This is a genomic window from Paenibacillus sp. SAFN-117 (assembly GCF_051966115.1).
GTDB classification, from domain to species: domain Bacteria; phylum Bacillota; class Bacilli; order Paenibacillales; family NBRC-103111; genus Paenibacillus_L; species Paenibacillus_L residui.
In genome coordinates, this window is the sequence record NZ_JBQCLK010000001.1 from 409780 (window position 1) to 426727 (window position 16948).

Below are 16948 nucleotides of genomic sequence, written 5' to 3' on the forward strand. Positions count from 1 at the left end.
TTTAAAGGAAGCTTTTTATGCCAATTAGAAAGTTGTTCCATTTTAATGCTTTAATGAACTTAAACTTTCTAATGTGGTAAAAAAACTGATGTCTTTCCGACTTCTTTCTGATAATATAGTCGATGGGCTTTTTTAGTAAACGAAAAAGATTATATAAACAAGGAGGAAGTTTCTTGCAGCAGCACATGATCCGGGTGGACGAGCGTCCGCCTCTGTTGAAAAGCATTCCCCTGAGCCTTCAGCATCTGTTTGCTATGTTCGGCTCTACGGTGCTCGTGCCGATCCTGTTCAAGGTCGATCCGGCTACCATTCTATTGATGAACGGAATAGGCACTCTGCTGTATCTGTTCATTTGCAAGGGACAAATTCCAGCCTATCTGGGCTCCAGCTTTGCTTTCCTGTCCCCTGTATTCGTAGTTCTGAACAACGGGTCTTACGAAATGGCGCTGGGGGGCTTCATTATCACCGGAGTCATCTTCTCGCTTGTCGCCCTTCTCATTCGCAAGGTCGGTACCGGCTGGATCGATGTGGTCTTCCCCCCTGCCGCAATGGGTGCGATTGTGGCCGTTATCGGTCTGGAGCTTGTTCCGACAGCCGCCCGGATGGCCGGGTTGATCAAGCCCGAGGATATTCCATCATCCGCATGGAGCATCGATCCCAAGGTGGTTACCGCTTCAATGGTGACGCTGCTGGTCGCCGTGCTCGGCAACGTTCTCTTTCGCGGCTTCCTGAAGATTATTCCGATTCTGATCGGAATCGTCGTCGGCTATATCGTAGCCTACCGGCTAGGCCTTGTCGATTTCGCTAAAGTTCATGAGGCAAGCTTGATTGCTGCGCCTACATTTTATACCCCCAAGTGGGATTGGGCCAGCATAGCGGTTATCCTGCCCGTATCGCTGGTCGTTATCGCCGAGCACATCGGTCACTTGATTGTTACCGGCAACATCGTAGGCAAAGATTTGACGAAGGATCCGGGACTTGACCGGTCTCTGCTCGGCAACGGCATTTCCACCATCATTTCCGGTTTTGTGGGGTCTACCCCGAATACGACGTATGGGGAAAATATCGGCGTTCTCGCCCTGACCCGCGTCTATTCCGTATTCGTCATCGGCGGTGCGGCGGTATTCGCCATCATCCTGTCCTTCTCGGGCAAGCTGTCCACACTGATCATGACCATCCCCGAACCGGTCATGGGCGGCATTTCCCTGCTGCTGTTCGGAGTTATCGGCGCATCGGGTATCCGGATGCTGGTCGAGTCCAAGGTCGATTATTCGAAGCCGGCCAATCTGATTCTGACCACAATCGTTCTCGTTATCGGAATCAGCGGAGCGGCCTTCCGCTGGGGGAATTTCGAGCTGAAGGGCATGGCGCTTGCTACTATCGTGGCCATACTGCTAAGCTTGTTCCTCCGCTTGCTGGAAGTTCTGAAGCTGTCTAACGACCAGGAAAAGTAATATAAATCAACTAAGCAAAGCTATTATTAAATGAACGGACAGGGGCACGCGGCTCCTGTCCGTTTTTCTTTTTTCGTTGGCTTCTTCTCCAAAACCGGCGCGGAATCACTTGATCATCCCGGTACAGTGACCGTGTTAATCGCCCGCCGAACGAATGGCATCCCCCGGAGACAAGCGTGTGATTTTTCGTGAAGGAGCCAGATTTAACAGGAGCGCGATCAGCATTAAAGTGCCGATAATGGGCAGGATGATCTCCCATGGATAATCAAATGACAGGGCCGGCGAGGTAGGCGGCTTAGTCAATTCGGCCAATCTTACGATCGTATAACCGCCAATGGAGCCGAACAGGCAGCCATTCAAGAGACCCAGCCAGCTGATCGTTGTTCCTTCCAGCAGCAGCATTTGTCGAATCACTCGGATGCTGAGCCCGATACAGCGCATCATCGCCATGGTTTTGGCTCGCTCCTGAACTGCGCGATATTGAAGGATGGCTAATCCGGCTAAACCGATATTCAAAGTCACCAGGGTCATAAATCCGATGAAAATCCACAGCATTTGGATCATATTCATGTCTTCTCCGGCCTTGGAAATCCCAGGCGAATAGAAGCCTTTGATCCCTTGTGCGGCGAGGCGCTGTTCGATTTTGCGCAGATCGCGAAGATCGTTAGAGGGCAAAGACAACAGAACATACCCTGATTCCTTTAAATACTCCCAACGATATCCATGCTCTTTCAATTGGTCGTAAATTTGCGGATGGACAAACATGACATTATAAAATTCCATCCCCGTAGAAGTATCGGCGAAGCCAATAATGTCGATGTCGATCGTATCGACAACTTTTCGAGGCTTTCCGAAATCAGGAGTGTTAGGTTCTGCCGGTTTATTGTACACGTTAAGCGTCAGATGATCGCCCACGTTCAACTTCCTTGAGAGGGCGGTACTCATCTCGTAGCTGTATTTATGATCCAGAATAACGGCCTGGGGGTTATTTAGCACAGCCGCCCAGGCTTCTTCATCAGAAGCAAATGCCGGGGAGCGCTGTGACAGCTTGGGCGCCCCATGCGCGAGAAAGGCCTCGCTTGGCACCGTCAAATTCAACTGCTGTAAATCCAGAAAGACATCGTTCGGCTCGAAACCAAGCATATAAGGTTCCATCATCGGCGGATTTTGAGCGGCCTCTGCCAATTCGGGATCCTGCTGTAAACCAGCTAAGATCTGCTGCTTCTCCTGCTCGCTATAGTACTTGATATAGGCAGGATAACCGAGAATCGAATACGATTTCTGGCTGATATCCCGATAGTTGTGCTGGGTGACGATCAAGATGAGTACCAGGACCATGAAACAGCAGCTAAATAACAGCGTGACAATGAACGTGCGCCGATAATTTCCTGCCGGATAACGGAACGCCAATAGTTGAGCTGCATCTCCTATACCGATCCGGGATAAAAGCGGTTTTAGCCCTTTTTGGATATAGGGAAGAACCTGAACGACCAAATACAGCATCGATACTGAAGCCCCAAACCATAACGCTAAGACAGACAACGATCGGTGCGGTACAAATCCTGTATTGGTTGTCATGATCTCTAAACTTTTCCCGCTGAAAAATTGAATAAAGTGGCTGCACACTATAATCGCAGCACAAACCGTCAGCACGATCCGCAGCCCCTTGCGAATCCACTGTCCGCCGCCTGTTTTCTCCGGATCTTGATCTCCCCGCAAAGCAAGCACGATGTTCATTTTGCCCATCCGGTAACAAGCGACGAATGAGATAACTGTTAATAACCCGAGAACCGCAGCGCAAGACAGGGCGATACCGCCCAAAGATACATAAGGCATAATAGGAATTGAGTTTGCGCCATAGGCGTAGAGCAGGTCCTGATTAAACCATTCAAACAGACGAATGACGCCGAAGCCCAGCGGTATTCCCAGCACAATACCTACGCCCGTACTTAATAAGTTGATTAATGTCGTTTCGATGAAAAAAATGGCTCTTACTTGTCTGTTTTGAAAGCCGAGCGCACGCAGCAGAGCTAAGGATTCCTTGCGTGAATAAACCAGCATTTGCAGAATTTGGATCATCAGCAAGGCTCCGGCCAAAATAGCGGTTAGGCTGCAAATGATAAAAATAGCCCCATGCCGCTGTTTCATTTTGTTTACCTGGTTTTCATCCGCTACTTTCTGCTCATGCAGATCGAACAACGGCAGCGGGGTCGGAAAGCGTACGGCCGATTGTTCTGCTAATGCATAATCTTCCCGGCCAGCCAGGATAGAGGTGAAGGCTCCGTCAGGAGTTGCGCTTAAATTTCGGGCTTGGCGGATTCCCATAATGAGGGTTCCTTCGGCAGCGAATAGGCCCCTATAACCGGTTATGCCTTCTTCTTTGACGATTTTCTTCACTTGAAAAAGCTTAGAGTTTCCACGTTTATCAGGGATCGCCACCGTATCGCCCTCGACGAGACCGAGTGGCTTCGCAATCGCTTCGGATAGTATAACTTGATCGGCAGACAAAGACAGCTCCCAAAGCGGATGATCGGGATCAAATTCAGCGGCTTGAGCAAAGTCAACTCCTATGGCCAAGTAGCGTAAACCTGTTTGCACGGGCTGCAACTGACCGTCGACTTTGCTGACGCTTGTTTCAAAAATAGCAGCAGGCAGCAGCTGTACATTGTATGGCTGTAACCGTTCGGCGATCGCCTGCACTTCCTCTTGCGTGAAATGTCGGGTTCCTGCCGGAGGCTTCAATTCCCAATCAATCGGACCATAATGCTGTTTCAGCCAGCGGTTTCCACTTTCATCAAACGATTGAAAAAAGACAACGGCTGCCATGATCAATGCAGCTCCGATGCAGCCGCCCAGCACGGTCAGCAGCGTTTGGCGGGGCTGGGTCCACAGGTTCCGCCACGCCATACGCCACACGAGGGAAGGAGTCAGCATGCTTCTCATCGTTCCGCCCCCGCTTCCCCGTGGTCGATGATGCGTCCGTTTTCCATCCGGATCGTCCGGTCCGATTGGGCAGCGATGCTTTTATCATGGGTGACCATGACGATTGTGGTACCCATCGTTTCGTTAATGTGCCGCAGCAGCCCGACAATTTGTTCGGAGGTCTGGCTGTCGAGCGCGCCGGTCGGCTCATCGGCCCAGAGGACGACCGGGTCGGACACAATGGCGCGGGCAATCGCGGTTCGCTGGTTCTGCCCTCCTGACAATTCGGTTGGGCGAGCGTTTAACTTGTCGCCGAGACCGACTTGAGTAAGGGCGATTTTTGCTTTTTCGTTCGCTTTCTTTGTCGGCACTCCTTGTCCGATCAGCGGGAGCGCCACATTCTCCAGAGCGTTCAATACCGGAATTAAGTGAAAGGATTGAAACACAAATCCGGTCTTGTTCAGACGGAAAGCGGAGCGCACTTTTTCTGCTGCTCCATACAGATCAAATCCGTCGATAAGGACGGTTCCTTCTGTCGGAAGCTCTATCCCGGAGAGGACATGGAGCAGGGTCGTTTTACCGCAGCCGGACGGTCCGACAATGCTGATCATTTCCCCTCTGGCGATCGATAGATCCACTTCTTTAAGGGCTCGTACCATCGAACCGCCGGAGCCGAATGTTTTTGTGAGTCGGTTTGCTTGAATCATCTTCACACCTCTTTATTGCAATGTAAGTCATAATGTAACAAACCATTATGAAAGAGTGATGGAGGAAATATGAAGATGTTGTGCAGATCGCTGTCTCATGCTTCAGGGTCATGGAAGATAGGAATTTGGATTCGAAAAGTCGTTCCGATATTCCATTTGCTCGTGACGGTAATGGTTCCTTTATGCAGCTCGACAAGCTGCTTAACGATCGGAAGCCCTAGTCCAAGCCCGGTTGACGACCCGTTCGACGCTTCACGGCGTTTCATCGTTCCCCGATAAAAGCGTTCAAATACGTGCGGGAGTTCTTCCTCCTCCATGCCCATCCCATCGTCTGTTACAGCAATCGTACACATCGATGCATCGAAGGATACTCGGATCAGTACCGAAGTACGCGCATACCTTAATGCATTGCCGATCAAATTGATCAAAATTTGTCTGAAGCGAGTTTCATCGGCATAGATGCGAAAGCTGCCTTCCCCCTGCAGGCCAATCTTGATCCCGCCTGTTTCTTCTGCGTCAATGGCGAATAATTCGATAAGCTCATGAATTATATTTCGCAGCGAAAACCAGGTCGGATAAAGCGGCAGATGGCCGGATTCCGCCAGAGCCAGCTGTTGCAGGTCGGACAGCAGCTTGCTCATGCGATAGATTTCATCCTGCAGCAAAGCTGCCTGCGTCATATCCAGAGGGATTTGCTGGGTTAAACTATGGTCTAATTGCGTTCGCATCACAGATAAAGGTGTTCGCAATTCATGGGCAATATCCGCGACCATCGATTTGCGGATCGTCTCCAGACGATACAGCCGCTGCGAGATTTTGGCGATCTCAGCATCTATCATTTGCATTGTGATTTTCCCGGAATTACGGGTCTGGCTTGTCACGTGTTCCGGGTGCGTTTGAGCCAACGGTGTCAATTGATCGGATAGACGGTGGAGTAATTGAGCTTGGGCCTCATCTTTTTTTCGCAGCATCAGGTAGCTGACCACGAAAATCAACAGGCCGAAAATAAGGGGAATATAGACTAGATGAGGACTCCCGGCGATTTCAGCCGGAAAAGATATTTGATAATAACCGATCACTTCCCGGTCTAACAGTAAAATTTGTCGTTCGTTCAAAATACTGTCCGAATTCGATGACTCGACAGGCCAAACTAATTCGTTATCAGCAGACCATATCTGTAGATTCCCAGTTGTTTCATTCAAAGGAGTTGGCAGTTTCTCCTGTCGTGCTGTTTCCAGCTTTGCTATCACCTGCTCCCAGTTTCCATACAGTTCGTATAGAGAACTTAGGTAAGTGCTTGTTTGAATCGTTTGCTGCCGTTTATATAGATCATCCGTATTGATCTGAATCCAGGCGGTCACTGCGTACAGGGTCAAAGAGCAGAACGCCGCCAGGATCATCGCTGTCAGAAGGGAGCCTCTATTTCGTAGTACGAAACTTTTTCTATTTATATTCCTCTGCGGCATCACGGGCAAGCTCCTCCGCCAAACTTGTAGCCGACCCCATAAACGGTAACTATATATTGCGGTTGGGCAGGATCATCTTCAATTTTACGGCGAAGATTGCGGATGTGAGAATCAATAGTCCGTTCGTAACCATAGTATACCTCACCCAACGTTTGATCGATCAATTGCAGACGGCTGAAAACCCGGCCGGGCTGTTCGGCTAAAGTGACCAGGAGTTCAAATTCGGTAGGTGTCAGCGAGATTAATTTGTCATTCTTCTTCACTTCATGCCGAAGAGGATCGATCGTCAGTGATCCGCTCCGCAATACCTTGTCTTCCGCAACGCCGGCAGAGCCGGTTCTCCGCAGAACCGCTTTGATCCTGGCCAGCAGTTCTCTCATTCCAAACGGCTTGGTGATATAATCATCGGCCCCGATCTCAAGCGCAATCACTTTATCCCACTCATCCGTTTTGGCCGTCAGCATAATAACCGGAACTTTGCGTTCTCGTTGAACTTCCCTGCACAAATCCGTTCCGGATAGTCCCGGCAGCATCCAGTCGATCAAGAGCAGGTCATACAATTGTTTGCGAAGCAGTTCTAATGCCGCCTCTGCACTTATCGCATGGGTGACCCGGCACCCCTCCTGGTTCAAGAAAGGAACAACTCTTTCGATCATTTTAACTTCATCTTCGACCCACAATATGTTCATCTCGTTTTATCCCCTCATCCCCGTCAACAATACCATTTTCAATCTCTAAGACGCAGTCTGTCATAACTATTCTCGTTAATACTATTATACCATTTCTGATGATCAGGTTACCGGGCACTGGCAAATATTGAAAAATTCATGAAAATGGAAGAATCATGTTCCCATTTCAGCACACAATGTGATTTTTCTCACAGTTCAAACAACAGCGTTCCATTATAGTAAGAGTACTATACAACAGGATAAAGGGGAGAGAAGGATGAAAACAAATGTAGCAATTATAATTGGTTTTTTCCTGTTAGGAGCTTTTCTGGTAGGATACAAAATTACCGAGCAGATGAACATTCCGCAGAAGGAAGCGGCCCCCCGCTATGCGGAGCCTTCGGCCCGTGAAATCGCGTTTAACCCGCCCAGCCTCGACGATGTGCCGGACGGACCGGTTGGAGAAGCCATTAAGTATGGACATCAGTTGATTAGCGAAACGGATACGATGCTTCCCGATTACGTCGGCAACAAGTTATCCTGCATCAGCTGCCATGCCGGCGGAGGTCTTGACATTAACAGCTCGCCGTTTGTCGGGGTAACCACCGCATTTCCGCAGTACAGGCCGCGGGAAGGGGTTGTCTTTACACTGGAGGACCGGATTAACGGCTGTATGGTGCGAAGCATGAACGGCAAGGAGCTTCCTTATGACAGTAAAGAAATGCGTGCCATGATGGCGTATTTGACCTACATCTCCGAAGGCATACCGGTTGGAGCGGACCTGCCCTGGAGGATGCAGAACTCGACCGATAATCTTCCTATTCCTAATCTCGAGGACGGGGAGAAGCTATACAAGCAATCCTGTCTCGCTTGTCACGGTGCCGATGGTTCGGGAACAGGCTCCAGTACGGGACCCGCTCTGTGGGGAGACAATTCGTTCAATGACGGCGCCGGATTATCGAGAATGACGAAGCTGGCCGGCTATATTATGAACACGATGCCCAAAGGCCAGGGAGGAACGCTGTCCGATCAGGAGGTATCCAACTTGGCGGCATTTATTTTATCCATGGATCGTCCAGAGTGGAAAGGTCACGATACCGATTGGCCTAACGGCGGTCGCCCCAACGATATTATCAATAAAGAGCTTCGCGAACAGATACGCAACGGAACGATCGATTGGGAGCAAGTATTGAACTAGCTTGGCATCACTTTAAGGCTGATTCTATTCTCACTGAATAGGATCAGCCTTTTTGGTGTGCTGGAAAAACTATCTTCTTCGAAGTTAATTGTCCGTTGCGGTTTCCCGGGAAAACTAATATTGGACAAGAGAGATGACTTCCAGATCTCCAAGCTTCTCTCTTCCATTCAAATACGTAAGCTCGATTAGGAAGGCCCCTGCCACGATTTCTCCACCCAGTTGCTGAATTAAATCAATGGTTGTAGATAACGTTCCGCCGGTAGCCAGCAAATCGTCAGCAATCAATACCTTGCTGCCGGGCTGTATGGCATCCCGATGCATAGCCAGCTTGTCTTTGCCATATTCCAGCGCATAACTGGCTTCAATACAGTCTCCAGGCAGTTTGCCGCTCTTGCGGATAGGCACAAAACCAACCCCCAAAGCATAGGCCAACGGCGCACCTATAACAAAACCTCTCGCCTCAGGGCCGGCTACATAATCTATCTCGTAGCGGCTAACCTTTTCTTTCAGTGCATCAATCGCCTCTTTGTAAGCCGGCCCGTTCTTGAGCAACGTTGTAATATCCTTGAAGCGAATGCCCGGCTGAGGGAAATCGGGAATCACCCGAATATGCTGCTTGAAATCCATATTGTTCCTCCGTTATCTATTATTTGATTTTTGTTGCGGCAATCGTGAAATAATCCAACGGCTCAGTTCCTTCGCGGAGGAATACATCAGCATTTCCTCAACCCGCTGCCGGTCTATAAAATTGCTGTAGAGCCTGGAGGATGACAGTTCTCTCTTGGCCGGAGAAGCTACGCACCGATATCCGGTTCCGTCGCGTTCGACAAAGCTCAATTCCTCAAATACTTTCATAATAAACTGTATTGTACTTCGCGGCAACCCAGACCTTCTGCTAATATAATCCACCAAAACATTTTCTTCGACCGGTGACTGTGCACGCTGCATTAGCACTGCATACACCTGCTTAAACTGCTCCCTTCCCGGTATCGTTCTCCTTCCGGGAGACGGTTCCTGAAATACGCTGTATATCCTCTGTACCCCTGCGGCTTCGCGCAGCGCCAGCTCCAGCTGGTTCTGCCCCGGAGGCATAGAATAAAGAATCAAGTCCGTAATTTCAGAATACGAATGCTTCAGATCATTATGTATATCTGTCCATTGACCCGTGTCTTTAAAGCACCAAATGCTGCTTCCGGATTTCCATTCCGGGGGGAGTCCGGCAAGCTCTTCCTCACCAAATATAACAACAGCCTTTTTCCGTTGGCAAGAACCGAGATCGGGTTCCGCAGCCCCTTCCGCAAACAATTCCGCCCATCGGGAATCTGTGCTGCGTATTCCTCTCCAATCAAATACTTGTGGCTCAGGTACCCGTAAGTCGTGAATGATGATTTGGGGTTTGCGGATACCGTTCCATTCGTTGACAGACAACTCCCCCAATATATCTATCAATGCAGAGGGGGCGATTCTTTCGGCTAAAGAGCCTTTGCCGAAACCGACCGCTTCGATGGCCGGCACTTGCCTTTGTTCCTGTACCAGAGTCAGCTTCAAATGCTGTTTCTCTCGCCCTATTTTCTTGCAATCCTGCAGTTCCAATTCATTAATGACTATCCGTGGGGATGGATTGCCCATTCCGAAAGGGGCCATCCTTTCCAACTGCGTGATACCTTCTAACGTCGCATCCTCCAGGCCGCAGTGGAAATCGACCTGAATCTCCGGAATCAGATCCTGTTCGGTCAGACAGTCTGCTGCGTATGCCTCCAGCCTGAGCTTAAGCTCAGGAATACGTTCACTCGCGATGGTCATTCCCGCTGCCGCTTGGTGTCCTCCGTAATGCTCAAACAATTCCGAGCAGGAGCTTAACGCCTTATATAGGTCGAATCCGGTTATGGAACGAGCTGAGCCTTTGGCCAAGCCGGTTTCGGGGTCGATGCCCAGTACGATGGTGGGACGATAGTATTTCTCCAGCAGCTTGGAAGCAACAATACCGATTACCCCGGCATTCCAGTTCTCCTTCCAGACCACCAACACTTTATGTCCGGCCAAGTCGGGAGTGTTCTCCAGCATGGCCAATGCCTCTGCCGTCATCTCCTCCACTATTCTTTGCCGTTCCTTGTTTAATTGATCCAACTCGAAAGCCAGGCGGTCAGCTTCTTCCCGGTCATTCGTCGTCAGTAACCGCACCGCATCGTCGGCGCTTTCGAGTCTTCCGCTGGCATTGATTCTGGGGGCCAACGAGAAAGCGATATGGCCGGCTGACAGCTCCTTTTTGTCAACACCGGCCGCATCCATCAACGCCGACAACCCCGGATTTGTCGTAGATCGCATAGATTCTATGCCCAGCTTCACCAGGACGCGGTTCTCATCAGTTAGAGGCATCAGATCGGCCACCGTGCCCAAGGCCGCCATCTCCAACAGCTCCTGAGGCAAACGGCCCAACAGGGCATGAGCCAGCTTGAACGCCACCCCTACCCCGGCCAATTGCTTATAGGGATAAGGGCAGCCCGGTTTCTTCGGATTAATGACCGAATAAGCAGGAGGAAGCTTCTCTGGCGGTTCATGGTGATCGGTAACGATCACATCTATTCCAAGAGAAGCCGCATACTCCACCTCCGGCCAGGCGCTGATCCCGGTATCCACCGTTATTATCAACCCGACTCCGCTTTCCTTGGCTTGATCCAGGGCATTCTTGTTCAAGCCATAACCTTCATGAATCCGATGGGGGATATAATAGTCAAAGCCGGCCCCCAACTGTCTCATTAATTGTACCATCAGAGAAGTGCTGCTGACTCCGTCGGCGTCATAATCTCCATAAATACGAATCCATTCCTTGCGGTCCAAAGCGCGGCGGATTCTCTCCACAGCTTCCCGCATTCCGTCCATCAAATACGGATCATAGATCTGGTCCGCATCCGCCTGCAAAAATCTTCGAACCTCTTCCACGTCAGACATTCCCCGGGCAACAAGCAGCTTCGCCAGCAGCGGGGACAGATTTAGCTGCTCAATGAGCCGTGCAACCGTTGTATTGTCAACTTCCTTAATTTTCCATCTCGCTCTGGAAGCAAGCATCCTATCCTCCCCCTTTCCTAATGAAGCAGCGTTCTGTTCTCCAGATCATGTTCCATGGCATTCCGATAAGGGTATCCCCCGTCATACGGCTGTACATTAACCAACACATCGGCAATATGCATAAACCGCTTCATCAGATGATGCTTGACCAATCTGGCAATGTCATTGCCTTCCGACACTGAAATCTGCGGGTTAACGCTCACCTGCAGCTCGACCAGAACAAAATGGCCTTGCTCATAAGCCTTTAAATCATCTACTGCTATAACCCCTTTGACCCGTTGGGCCGTGCGAATAAGCTCCTCCACATCTTCCTGTTCCAAAGCTTGGTCTCCGGCGGCAGGCCTGGCATCGTACAGCATCCGATAACCGGATCGGAGCACGAGGAGCGTGATTGCGATGGCCGCTAACGGGTCCAATATACCAATCAGCGGAAGCTGCAGCCATCCGCTGCCCCAGGCTCCTGTCGAGCCGATCAGAGCCATCAGTGAGCCCGCATACGATAATTTATGATCCCATTTATTACTCTGCATGGATCGCAGCTCTTTACGTTCACCGCCGTTTCTCGACCGGCCCGCAATCCCTTTCAAAATTATGGACAGCATAACCATCGGCAGCGCAAACCATTGGACAGGTAAATAGCTGTCTTGTTGGAGTTTGCTTACGGTACTCCACCCAAGCTCTATTCCGGCAACAAGCAGTATGGCCGCGGCCCCGACTATCCATGCACGGCTTGCTTTCCTCCGCTTGCTGCCCCCTCGCGGACGGTCCTCCTGCAGACGCACGGGAGCAGCCAAATTTCGGATCCCATAAGAAGCGGTGTGTAAGGCATCGGCTATTAAAGCCGAGCTGTTGGCTAACCACCCGACGATGCCCTTGGCCAAAGCGAGCAGCAGGTTTCCGGCAATACGGATGAAAGCAGCCAGTTCTGCCTTGACATACGGATGATGAGACATATTTGCACCTCTCTTGGGAAAAAGTATTGAAGACAAATGCCGCGGGACAAGTCTCGCGGCATTTAAAGCAAAGTCCTGTTACTTAAACTTCGTTCTTGGCGGCAGCTACTTTTTTAGTTGTTCCTGGCCACTTCGTTTTTAACAGCAGCCATAGAGGACTTGCTATGAAAATCGAGGAATAAGCCCCGACTGCCAAACCTAGAACGATGGCTAAGGAGAAGTAACGGATCGACTCGCTTCCCAAGACAAACAAAAGCACGGCTGCGATCAGTACAGTTACTACCGTATTGATGGATCTGGTCATCGTCTGCCAAATACTGCGGTTGACCAATTCGGACAGATCACTGAAGGATTTGATCTTGGCAAACCTCAGATTCTCACGAATCCGGTCAAAGATAACAATCGTATCATTAATGGAATAACCAATAATGGTCAAAATTGCCGCAACAAACGGTAGATTAATTTCCCAACGGAAGATGGAAAACAGGGTGATTACGAAGAAAGCGTCGTGCAGCAAAGAAACGATCGCGGCAATGCCGAACCTCCACTCGAAACGAAAAGCGACATAAATAATAATCCCCAAGCTCGCAATCAGTACGGCATAAACGGCTTTGAGCGCGAGCTCGTTAGCCAGCTCTACATCGACGGTGTTTTCTTCCTTGCTGACTCCGTCCCCATAGACAGCGTGGAATCCTGCCATGATTTGTTCCACCTCTTGCTGAGTCAGCACTTTATCAAAACGGGCCGAAGCCGTCGTCCCGCCTACCGTAGGACTTATATCATATCCGGCCTCCTTGAATATTTGTATAACCTGCTCCTTCTCCATCGGCTGGGGGCTTGTAATATCAAGAGTGGTCCCCGCTTTAAAGTCGACTCCTCGATTCAAGCCAAATACAAGGAGAGCCACAATACCGATGATCGTTACTATAATCGAGAAAGCAAAAAACTTCTTCCGATGCTTGACGAAATCGAAATGGATATTATAATGCACGGATTTCCGCCTCCTTTACGCCGAAATATCCCGGTTTCTTAACGGCATTAGAGCGGATCAGCAGGTGCAGCAGCAAACGCGAGAAGAATACGTTCGTAATAATACTGATTACAATGCTGAAAATCAGTGTCAGTGCAAACCCTTGGATGGCTCCAGTTCCGATAAAATACAGCACAGCACCGGCCAATATGGTAGTAATATTCGCATCCATAATCGTCCGGAACGAATTTTTCGAACCTGCGCGCAGAGAAGACAGGACGCTCTTGCCGCTTCTCAGCTCTTCCTTGATCCGTTCATACGTAATGATGTTGGCATCCACGGCCATCCCTACTCCGAGAACGAAAGCTGCGATTCCCGGAAGCGTTAATGTGGCGTTCATCAAGACAAACACCAGCAGCAGCAGCCAACTGAAAGTAATCAATGTAACCGAAGCAATAATGCCCGGCACCCGGTAGAAGATAATCATGAACAAAATAATAAGAACAAAAGCGATCAGACCGGCCTTGACCGTTTTCTCAAGCGAAAGCTGGCCGAGGGTGGCACCCACGCTCTGAGTATATTTCTCTGTCAAATTCAACGGCAGAGCGCCTAGGTTAATTGTATCCGCCAAACTTTTGGCTTCATCGTACGTAAATTGACCGGTAATGGTCGCCTTGTCGCTGTTGATAACATAATTTACCTTGGGATTGGAGATCATCTGATCATCCAAGTAAATGCCCAGACTTTGACCGATTAATTTCTCGGTTACTTTAGCGAACTTCTCGGCGTTTTTTAATTCAATAGAGACTATCGGCATCGTTCCGTTCTCATATTCCACCCTGGCTTTACCCGGTTTGAAATCGGTCCCGTCCAGTTCTATATTGCCGTCTGGCCCACGGAAAGTCAGAACGGCCGGCTTCTTAAGCATCTCCCGGACTTTTGCCTCATCGGTAACTCCGGCAATTCTTACGCGAATCCGGTCTTTCCCCTCGGGAGTAATCTCCGGCTCGGCAATTCCTTGAGCGTTGACCCTCTTCTCCAAACTTCTGGCTGTTTCTCTTAATGCATCTTGAGTTACCTCTCCTTCTCCATGAACCGGAGTGGCAACGTACAAGATTTCAAATCCGCCCCTCAGATCGAGGCCCAGTCTAACTTTGCTCAGCAATTGCGGGCTCGTCCAGGTGATCGCACCAAGTGTAATGACGACGAGCAAAACAAATGCGGCCATTCTCTTGCCATCCATATACTGAAAGTCTCCCTTCCATACTCAATATTGCTATTATACTAACCATAAAAAAACGAGTCAATTTGCTATAAAAAGCAAAAGCCTCCTTCTAACCGAAAAAAAACCCGTTCCTAGAACGGGGCGCCCTTGAAAGCCTGCATTGTCATCCAGTTCATAAATTGGGGAACACTAAGTGACAAGATGTCATTAACCAGTTGATGAAGAGGAGGATGCCCCTTGTGACGGTATTTGTCGTTAAAATAATTCCTTATCTCCCGCTCGCTAACCTGCTCGTATCCTATGACCGCAAATTCCTCCGCTTTCATGCGGCATAAATGCAGTATCACTTCCTCCAGTTCTTCCGTCGTAAATGGTCGTTCGTGATCCATCGGCCTTCCCCTCCCCAAGGAGTTGTAGCTGACCCTGCCAAAATCAGGTGATACCAGACTATTATCCGCAGATTATCTCAATAGTCCTAAATCTTCTAAAAGTATAACGCTGAATAATGGAGAAACTCTACTTCTTCAGCCCTTCGGCCGCCCCCTAATTGATCTTACAATCGGCGATCCTCTAGAATATTCTGCGTCCAACGGCTTAATCCTGCCAAGGTTATTATTTTTCTGCTTCGATTTAAGCATGAGCTTGGCCACCCTCTGCATATCCATTATTTAAGACAACCTGCGGGTTAACGGGAAGAGGGGACATAATTTGGGAAAGTATAAGCAATCGTTTATTCAAGGGGCAATGATTCTGCTGGCTGCCGGCATTATCAATCGGCTTCTCGGTTTCCTGCCCCGGATTACATTGCCGCGTGTTATTGGCGCGGAGGGGGTTGGCCTTTATCAGATGGGGTGGCCCTTCCTCAGTGTCGTGTTGACCATTACGACGGGCGGAATCCCTCTTGCCATTGCCAAGCTGGTCGCCGAGGCGGAATCTCAGGGCAATGAAAGGAGAGCCCGGCAGGTTCTCCATATATCACTGGCCGTCATCATCAGCCTGAGTTTGCTTTTTACGCTGCTTATCGTCATCTCCTCGCGCTGGATAACCACTTATTTATTTACCGATTCACGTGTATATTATACTTTCTTATGCATGAGTCCGATTATTCCGATCGTCGGTATCTCGTCGGTTTACCGCGGTTATTTCCAAGGAAGGCAGAACATGATTCCTACAGCGGTTTCCCAGACTTTCGAAACGCTCGTCCGCATTGTTACGATGCTCCTCTGTTCCTATGTGATGCTTCCTTATGGAATAGAGTTTGCCGCGGCGGGAGCCATGTTCGGCGTCCTGATCGGAGAAATTTCCGGACTTGCCATTCTATTGTACCAATATAGCGTTACACGTAAAAAGTACAATGTTTACCAATCCGCCAAAATCGGTTCCGGAAACGGGGGCAGGCTGGATACTTTAAAAAAGATTTTTCATATTTCCGTTCCGGTAACCGGAAGCCGGCTTGTCGGCTCTTCCTCCTACTTCCTGGAATCCATTCTGATCATCCAAAGCTTGGCGGTTGCAGGAGTGGCCACCGCCGTGGCCACTTCACAATACGGGGCTCTGCAGGGCATGATCCTGCCGATTCTAATGCTTCCGAGCGCCCTGACTTATTCCCTTTCGGTCTCGCTCATTCCATCTTTATCTGAGGCTGCCGCACGCAAGGACATGCGCACGATTCATAAAAGGCTTCACCAATCGCTGCGGCTTGCGCTGGTTTCAGGAGCCCCTTTTGCCGTCATTATGTATGTGCTGGCTGATCCTATAACTTATTACTTGTACGATCAAAGCGATATCGGCGTCATGTTGAAAATGCTGGCCCCCGTTGCGCTGATTATGTATTTAAAAGGGCCGCTTGAGGCAACCCTGCAGGCTCTGAATCGACCCGGGATTGCTCTTAGAAACACGTTGATCGGCGCAATTATCAAGCTATTTCTGATTTATTGGCTGGCTTCAAAACCTAATTTCGGCATACTCGGAGCTATTATGGCCATCAATATCCACACGATTGTGGTAGCTTGGTTAAACTGGTCAAGCGTATCCAGAATGCTGAAATTTTCGATGAACGCGGCCGACTTTTTTAAAGTGGTTGTAGCGATGGGTATTACCGGCTTAGGCTGCTATGCGGTGATGAACTCCAATTGGATACAGCAGCCCTTTCCGAGATTTATCTATGCCTGTCTGCTGGGATTCACTATCTATCTCGTCTGTATTGCCATGCTTAAGATAGTAGACCGCAGTGATTTGAGGAGGGTTCCCTGGATCGGCAAAAAGCTGTAACTCTGTAACGATAATGCCCAACGAAACCCCGTCCCTTTCATAACATGA

The 16948-nt window shown here is 49.6% G+C and carries 13 protein-coding genes; 3 read left to right on the top strand and 10 right to left on the bottom strand.

Annotated elements, in window-relative coordinates:
* The first annotated feature begins 185 nt into the window (after positions 1-185).
* A complete protein-coding gene (gene uraA / locus ACTHRH_RS01725; protein WP_144936106.1) occupies positions 186-1454 on the top strand; it encodes a uracil permease in 1269 nt (422 codons plus the stop codon).
* A gap of 135 nt (positions 1455-1589) precedes the next feature.
* Here uraA and ACTHRH_RS01730 read toward each other — a convergent pair whose 3' ends face one another.
* The 4 genes from ACTHRH_RS01730 to ACTHRH_RS01745 form a co-directional block, all read right to left on the bottom strand.
* On the bottom strand, positions 1590-4397 hold the full coding sequence (locus ACTHRH_RS01730; protein WP_440413768.1) for an ABC transporter permease: 2808 nt from the start codon (positions 4395-4397) through the stop codon (positions 1590-1592).
* Positions 4394-5083, bottom strand: coding sequence for an ABC transporter ATP-binding protein (locus ACTHRH_RS01735; protein ID WP_440413770.1), 690 nt, complete (start codon positions 5081-5083; stop codon positions 4394-4396). Before ACTHRH_RS01735 ends, ACTHRH_RS01730 begins: the two co-directional genes overlap by 4 nt.
* 95 nt (positions 5084-5178) lie before the next feature.
* Positions 5179-6549, bottom strand: a complete 1371-nt coding sequence (locus tag ACTHRH_RS01740; RefSeq protein WP_440413853.1) for a sensor histidine kinase — start codon at positions 6547-6549, stop codon at positions 5179-5181.
* A complete protein-coding gene (locus tag ACTHRH_RS01745; RefSeq protein WP_144936038.1) occupies positions 6549-7238 on the bottom strand; it encodes a response regulator in 690 nt (229 codons plus the stop codon). Before ACTHRH_RS01745 ends, ACTHRH_RS01740 begins: the two co-directional genes overlap by 1 nt.
* 256 nt (positions 7239-7494) lie before the next feature.
* Between ACTHRH_RS01745 and ACTHRH_RS01750 the strand changes: the two genes are divergently transcribed.
* On the top strand, positions 7495-8415 hold the full coding sequence (locus ACTHRH_RS01750; RefSeq protein WP_144936035.1) for a c-type cytochrome: 921 nt from the start codon (positions 7495-7497) through the stop codon (positions 8413-8415).
* A gap of 114 nt (positions 8416-8529) precedes the next feature.
* On the opposite strand, the gene ACTHRH_RS01755 is transcribed toward ACTHRH_RS01750, so the two are convergent.
* The 6 genes from ACTHRH_RS01755 to ACTHRH_RS01780 all read right to left on the bottom strand — a co-directional run bounded on the left by ACTHRH_RS01755 (position 8530) and on the right by ACTHRH_RS01780 (position 15018).
* Entirely contained in the window at positions 8530-9042 is a 513-nt protein-coding gene (locus tag ACTHRH_RS01755) for an adenine phosphoribosyltransferase (RefSeq protein ID WP_144936031.1), read from the bottom strand.
* A 12-nt stretch (positions 9043-9054) separates the two neighbouring features.
* A complete protein-coding gene (recJ, locus tag ACTHRH_RS01760; protein ID WP_440413773.1) occupies positions 9055-11481 on the bottom strand; it encodes a single-stranded-DNA-specific exonuclease RecJ in 2427 nt (808 codons plus the stop codon).
* Positions 11482-11498: 17 nt separating this feature from the next.
* A complete protein-coding gene (locus ACTHRH_RS01765) occupies positions 11499-12434 on the bottom strand; it encodes a cation diffusion facilitator family transporter (protein WP_440413775.1) in 936 nt (311 codons plus the stop codon).
* Between the two features lie 82 nt (positions 12435-12516).
* The gene (secF, locus tag ACTHRH_RS01770; RefSeq protein ID WP_440413777.1) at positions 12517-13425 is read right to left on the bottom strand and encodes a protein translocase subunit SecF; all 909 of its coding nucleotides are present in this window, start codon (positions 13423-13425) and stop codon (positions 12517-12519) included.
* Positions 13415-14647, bottom strand: a complete 1233-nt coding sequence (gene secD, locus ACTHRH_RS01775; RefSeq protein ID WP_440413779.1) for a protein translocase subunit SecD — start codon at positions 14645-14647, stop codon at positions 13415-13417. The genes secF and secD overlap by 11 nt, the downstream gene beginning before the upstream one ends.
* Positions 14648-14760: 113 nt before the next feature.
* Positions 14761-15018, bottom strand: a complete 258-nt coding sequence (locus ACTHRH_RS01780) for a post-transcriptional regulator (RefSeq protein ID WP_379290108.1) — start codon at positions 15016-15018, stop codon at positions 14761-14763.
* A 319-nt stretch (positions 15019-15337) separates the two neighbouring features.
* Between ACTHRH_RS01780 and spoVB the strand changes: the two genes are divergently transcribed.
* On the top strand, positions 15338-16900 hold the full coding sequence (gene spoVB / locus ACTHRH_RS01785) for a stage V sporulation protein B (protein ID WP_440413782.1): 1563 nt from the start codon (positions 15338-15340) through the stop codon (positions 16898-16900).
* The last annotated feature ends 48 nt before the right edge of the window (positions 16901-16948 follow it).

What these genes read in the sequence shown, in the direction of transcription:
- ACTHRH_RS01765 (WP_440413775.1), bottom strand. Translation starts at nt 12,434, where the DNA reads ATGTCTCATCATCCGTATGTCAAGGCAGAACTGGCTGCTTTCATCCGT.
- ACTHRH_RS01730 (WP_440413768.1), bottom strand. Translation starts at nt 4,397, where the DNA reads ATGAGAAGCATGCTGACTCCTTCCCTCGTGTGGCGTATGGCGTGGCGG.
- ACTHRH_RS01755 (WP_144936031.1), bottom strand. Translation starts at nt 9,042, where the DNA reads ATGGATTTCAAGCAGCATATTCGGGTGATTCCCGATTTCCCTCAGCCG.
- ACTHRH_RS01750 (WP_144936035.1), top strand. Translation starts at nt 7,495, where the DNA reads ATGAAAACAAATGTAGCAATTATAATTGGTTTTTTCCTGTTAGGAGCT.
- ACTHRH_RS01740 (WP_440413853.1), bottom strand. Translation starts at nt 6,549, where the DNA reads ATGCCGCAGAGGAATATAAATAGAAAAAGTTTCGTACTACGAAATAGA.
- ACTHRH_RS01745 (WP_144936038.1), bottom strand. Translation starts at nt 7,238, where the DNA reads ATGAACATATTGTGGGTCGAAGATGAAGTTAAAATGATCGAAAGAGTT.
- ACTHRH_RS01780 (WP_379290108.1), bottom strand. Translation starts at nt 15,018, where the DNA reads ATGGATCACGAACGACCATTTACGACGGAAGAACTGGAGGAAGTGATA.
- recJ (WP_440413773.1), bottom strand. Translation starts at nt 11,481, where the DNA reads ATGCTTGCTTCCAGAGCGAGATGGAAAATTAAGGAAGTTGACAATACA.
- ACTHRH_RS01735 (WP_440413770.1), bottom strand. Translation starts at nt 5,083, where the DNA reads ATGATTCAAGCAAACCGACTCACAAAAACATTCGGCTCCGGCGGTTCG.
- uraA (WP_144936106.1), top strand. Translation starts at nt 186, where the DNA reads ATGATCCGGGTGGACGAGCGTCCGCCTCTGTTGAAAAGCATTCCCCTG.
- secD (WP_440413779.1), bottom strand. Translation starts at nt 14,647, where the DNA reads ATGGATGGCAAGAGAATGGCCGCATTTGTTTTGCTCGTCGTCATTACA.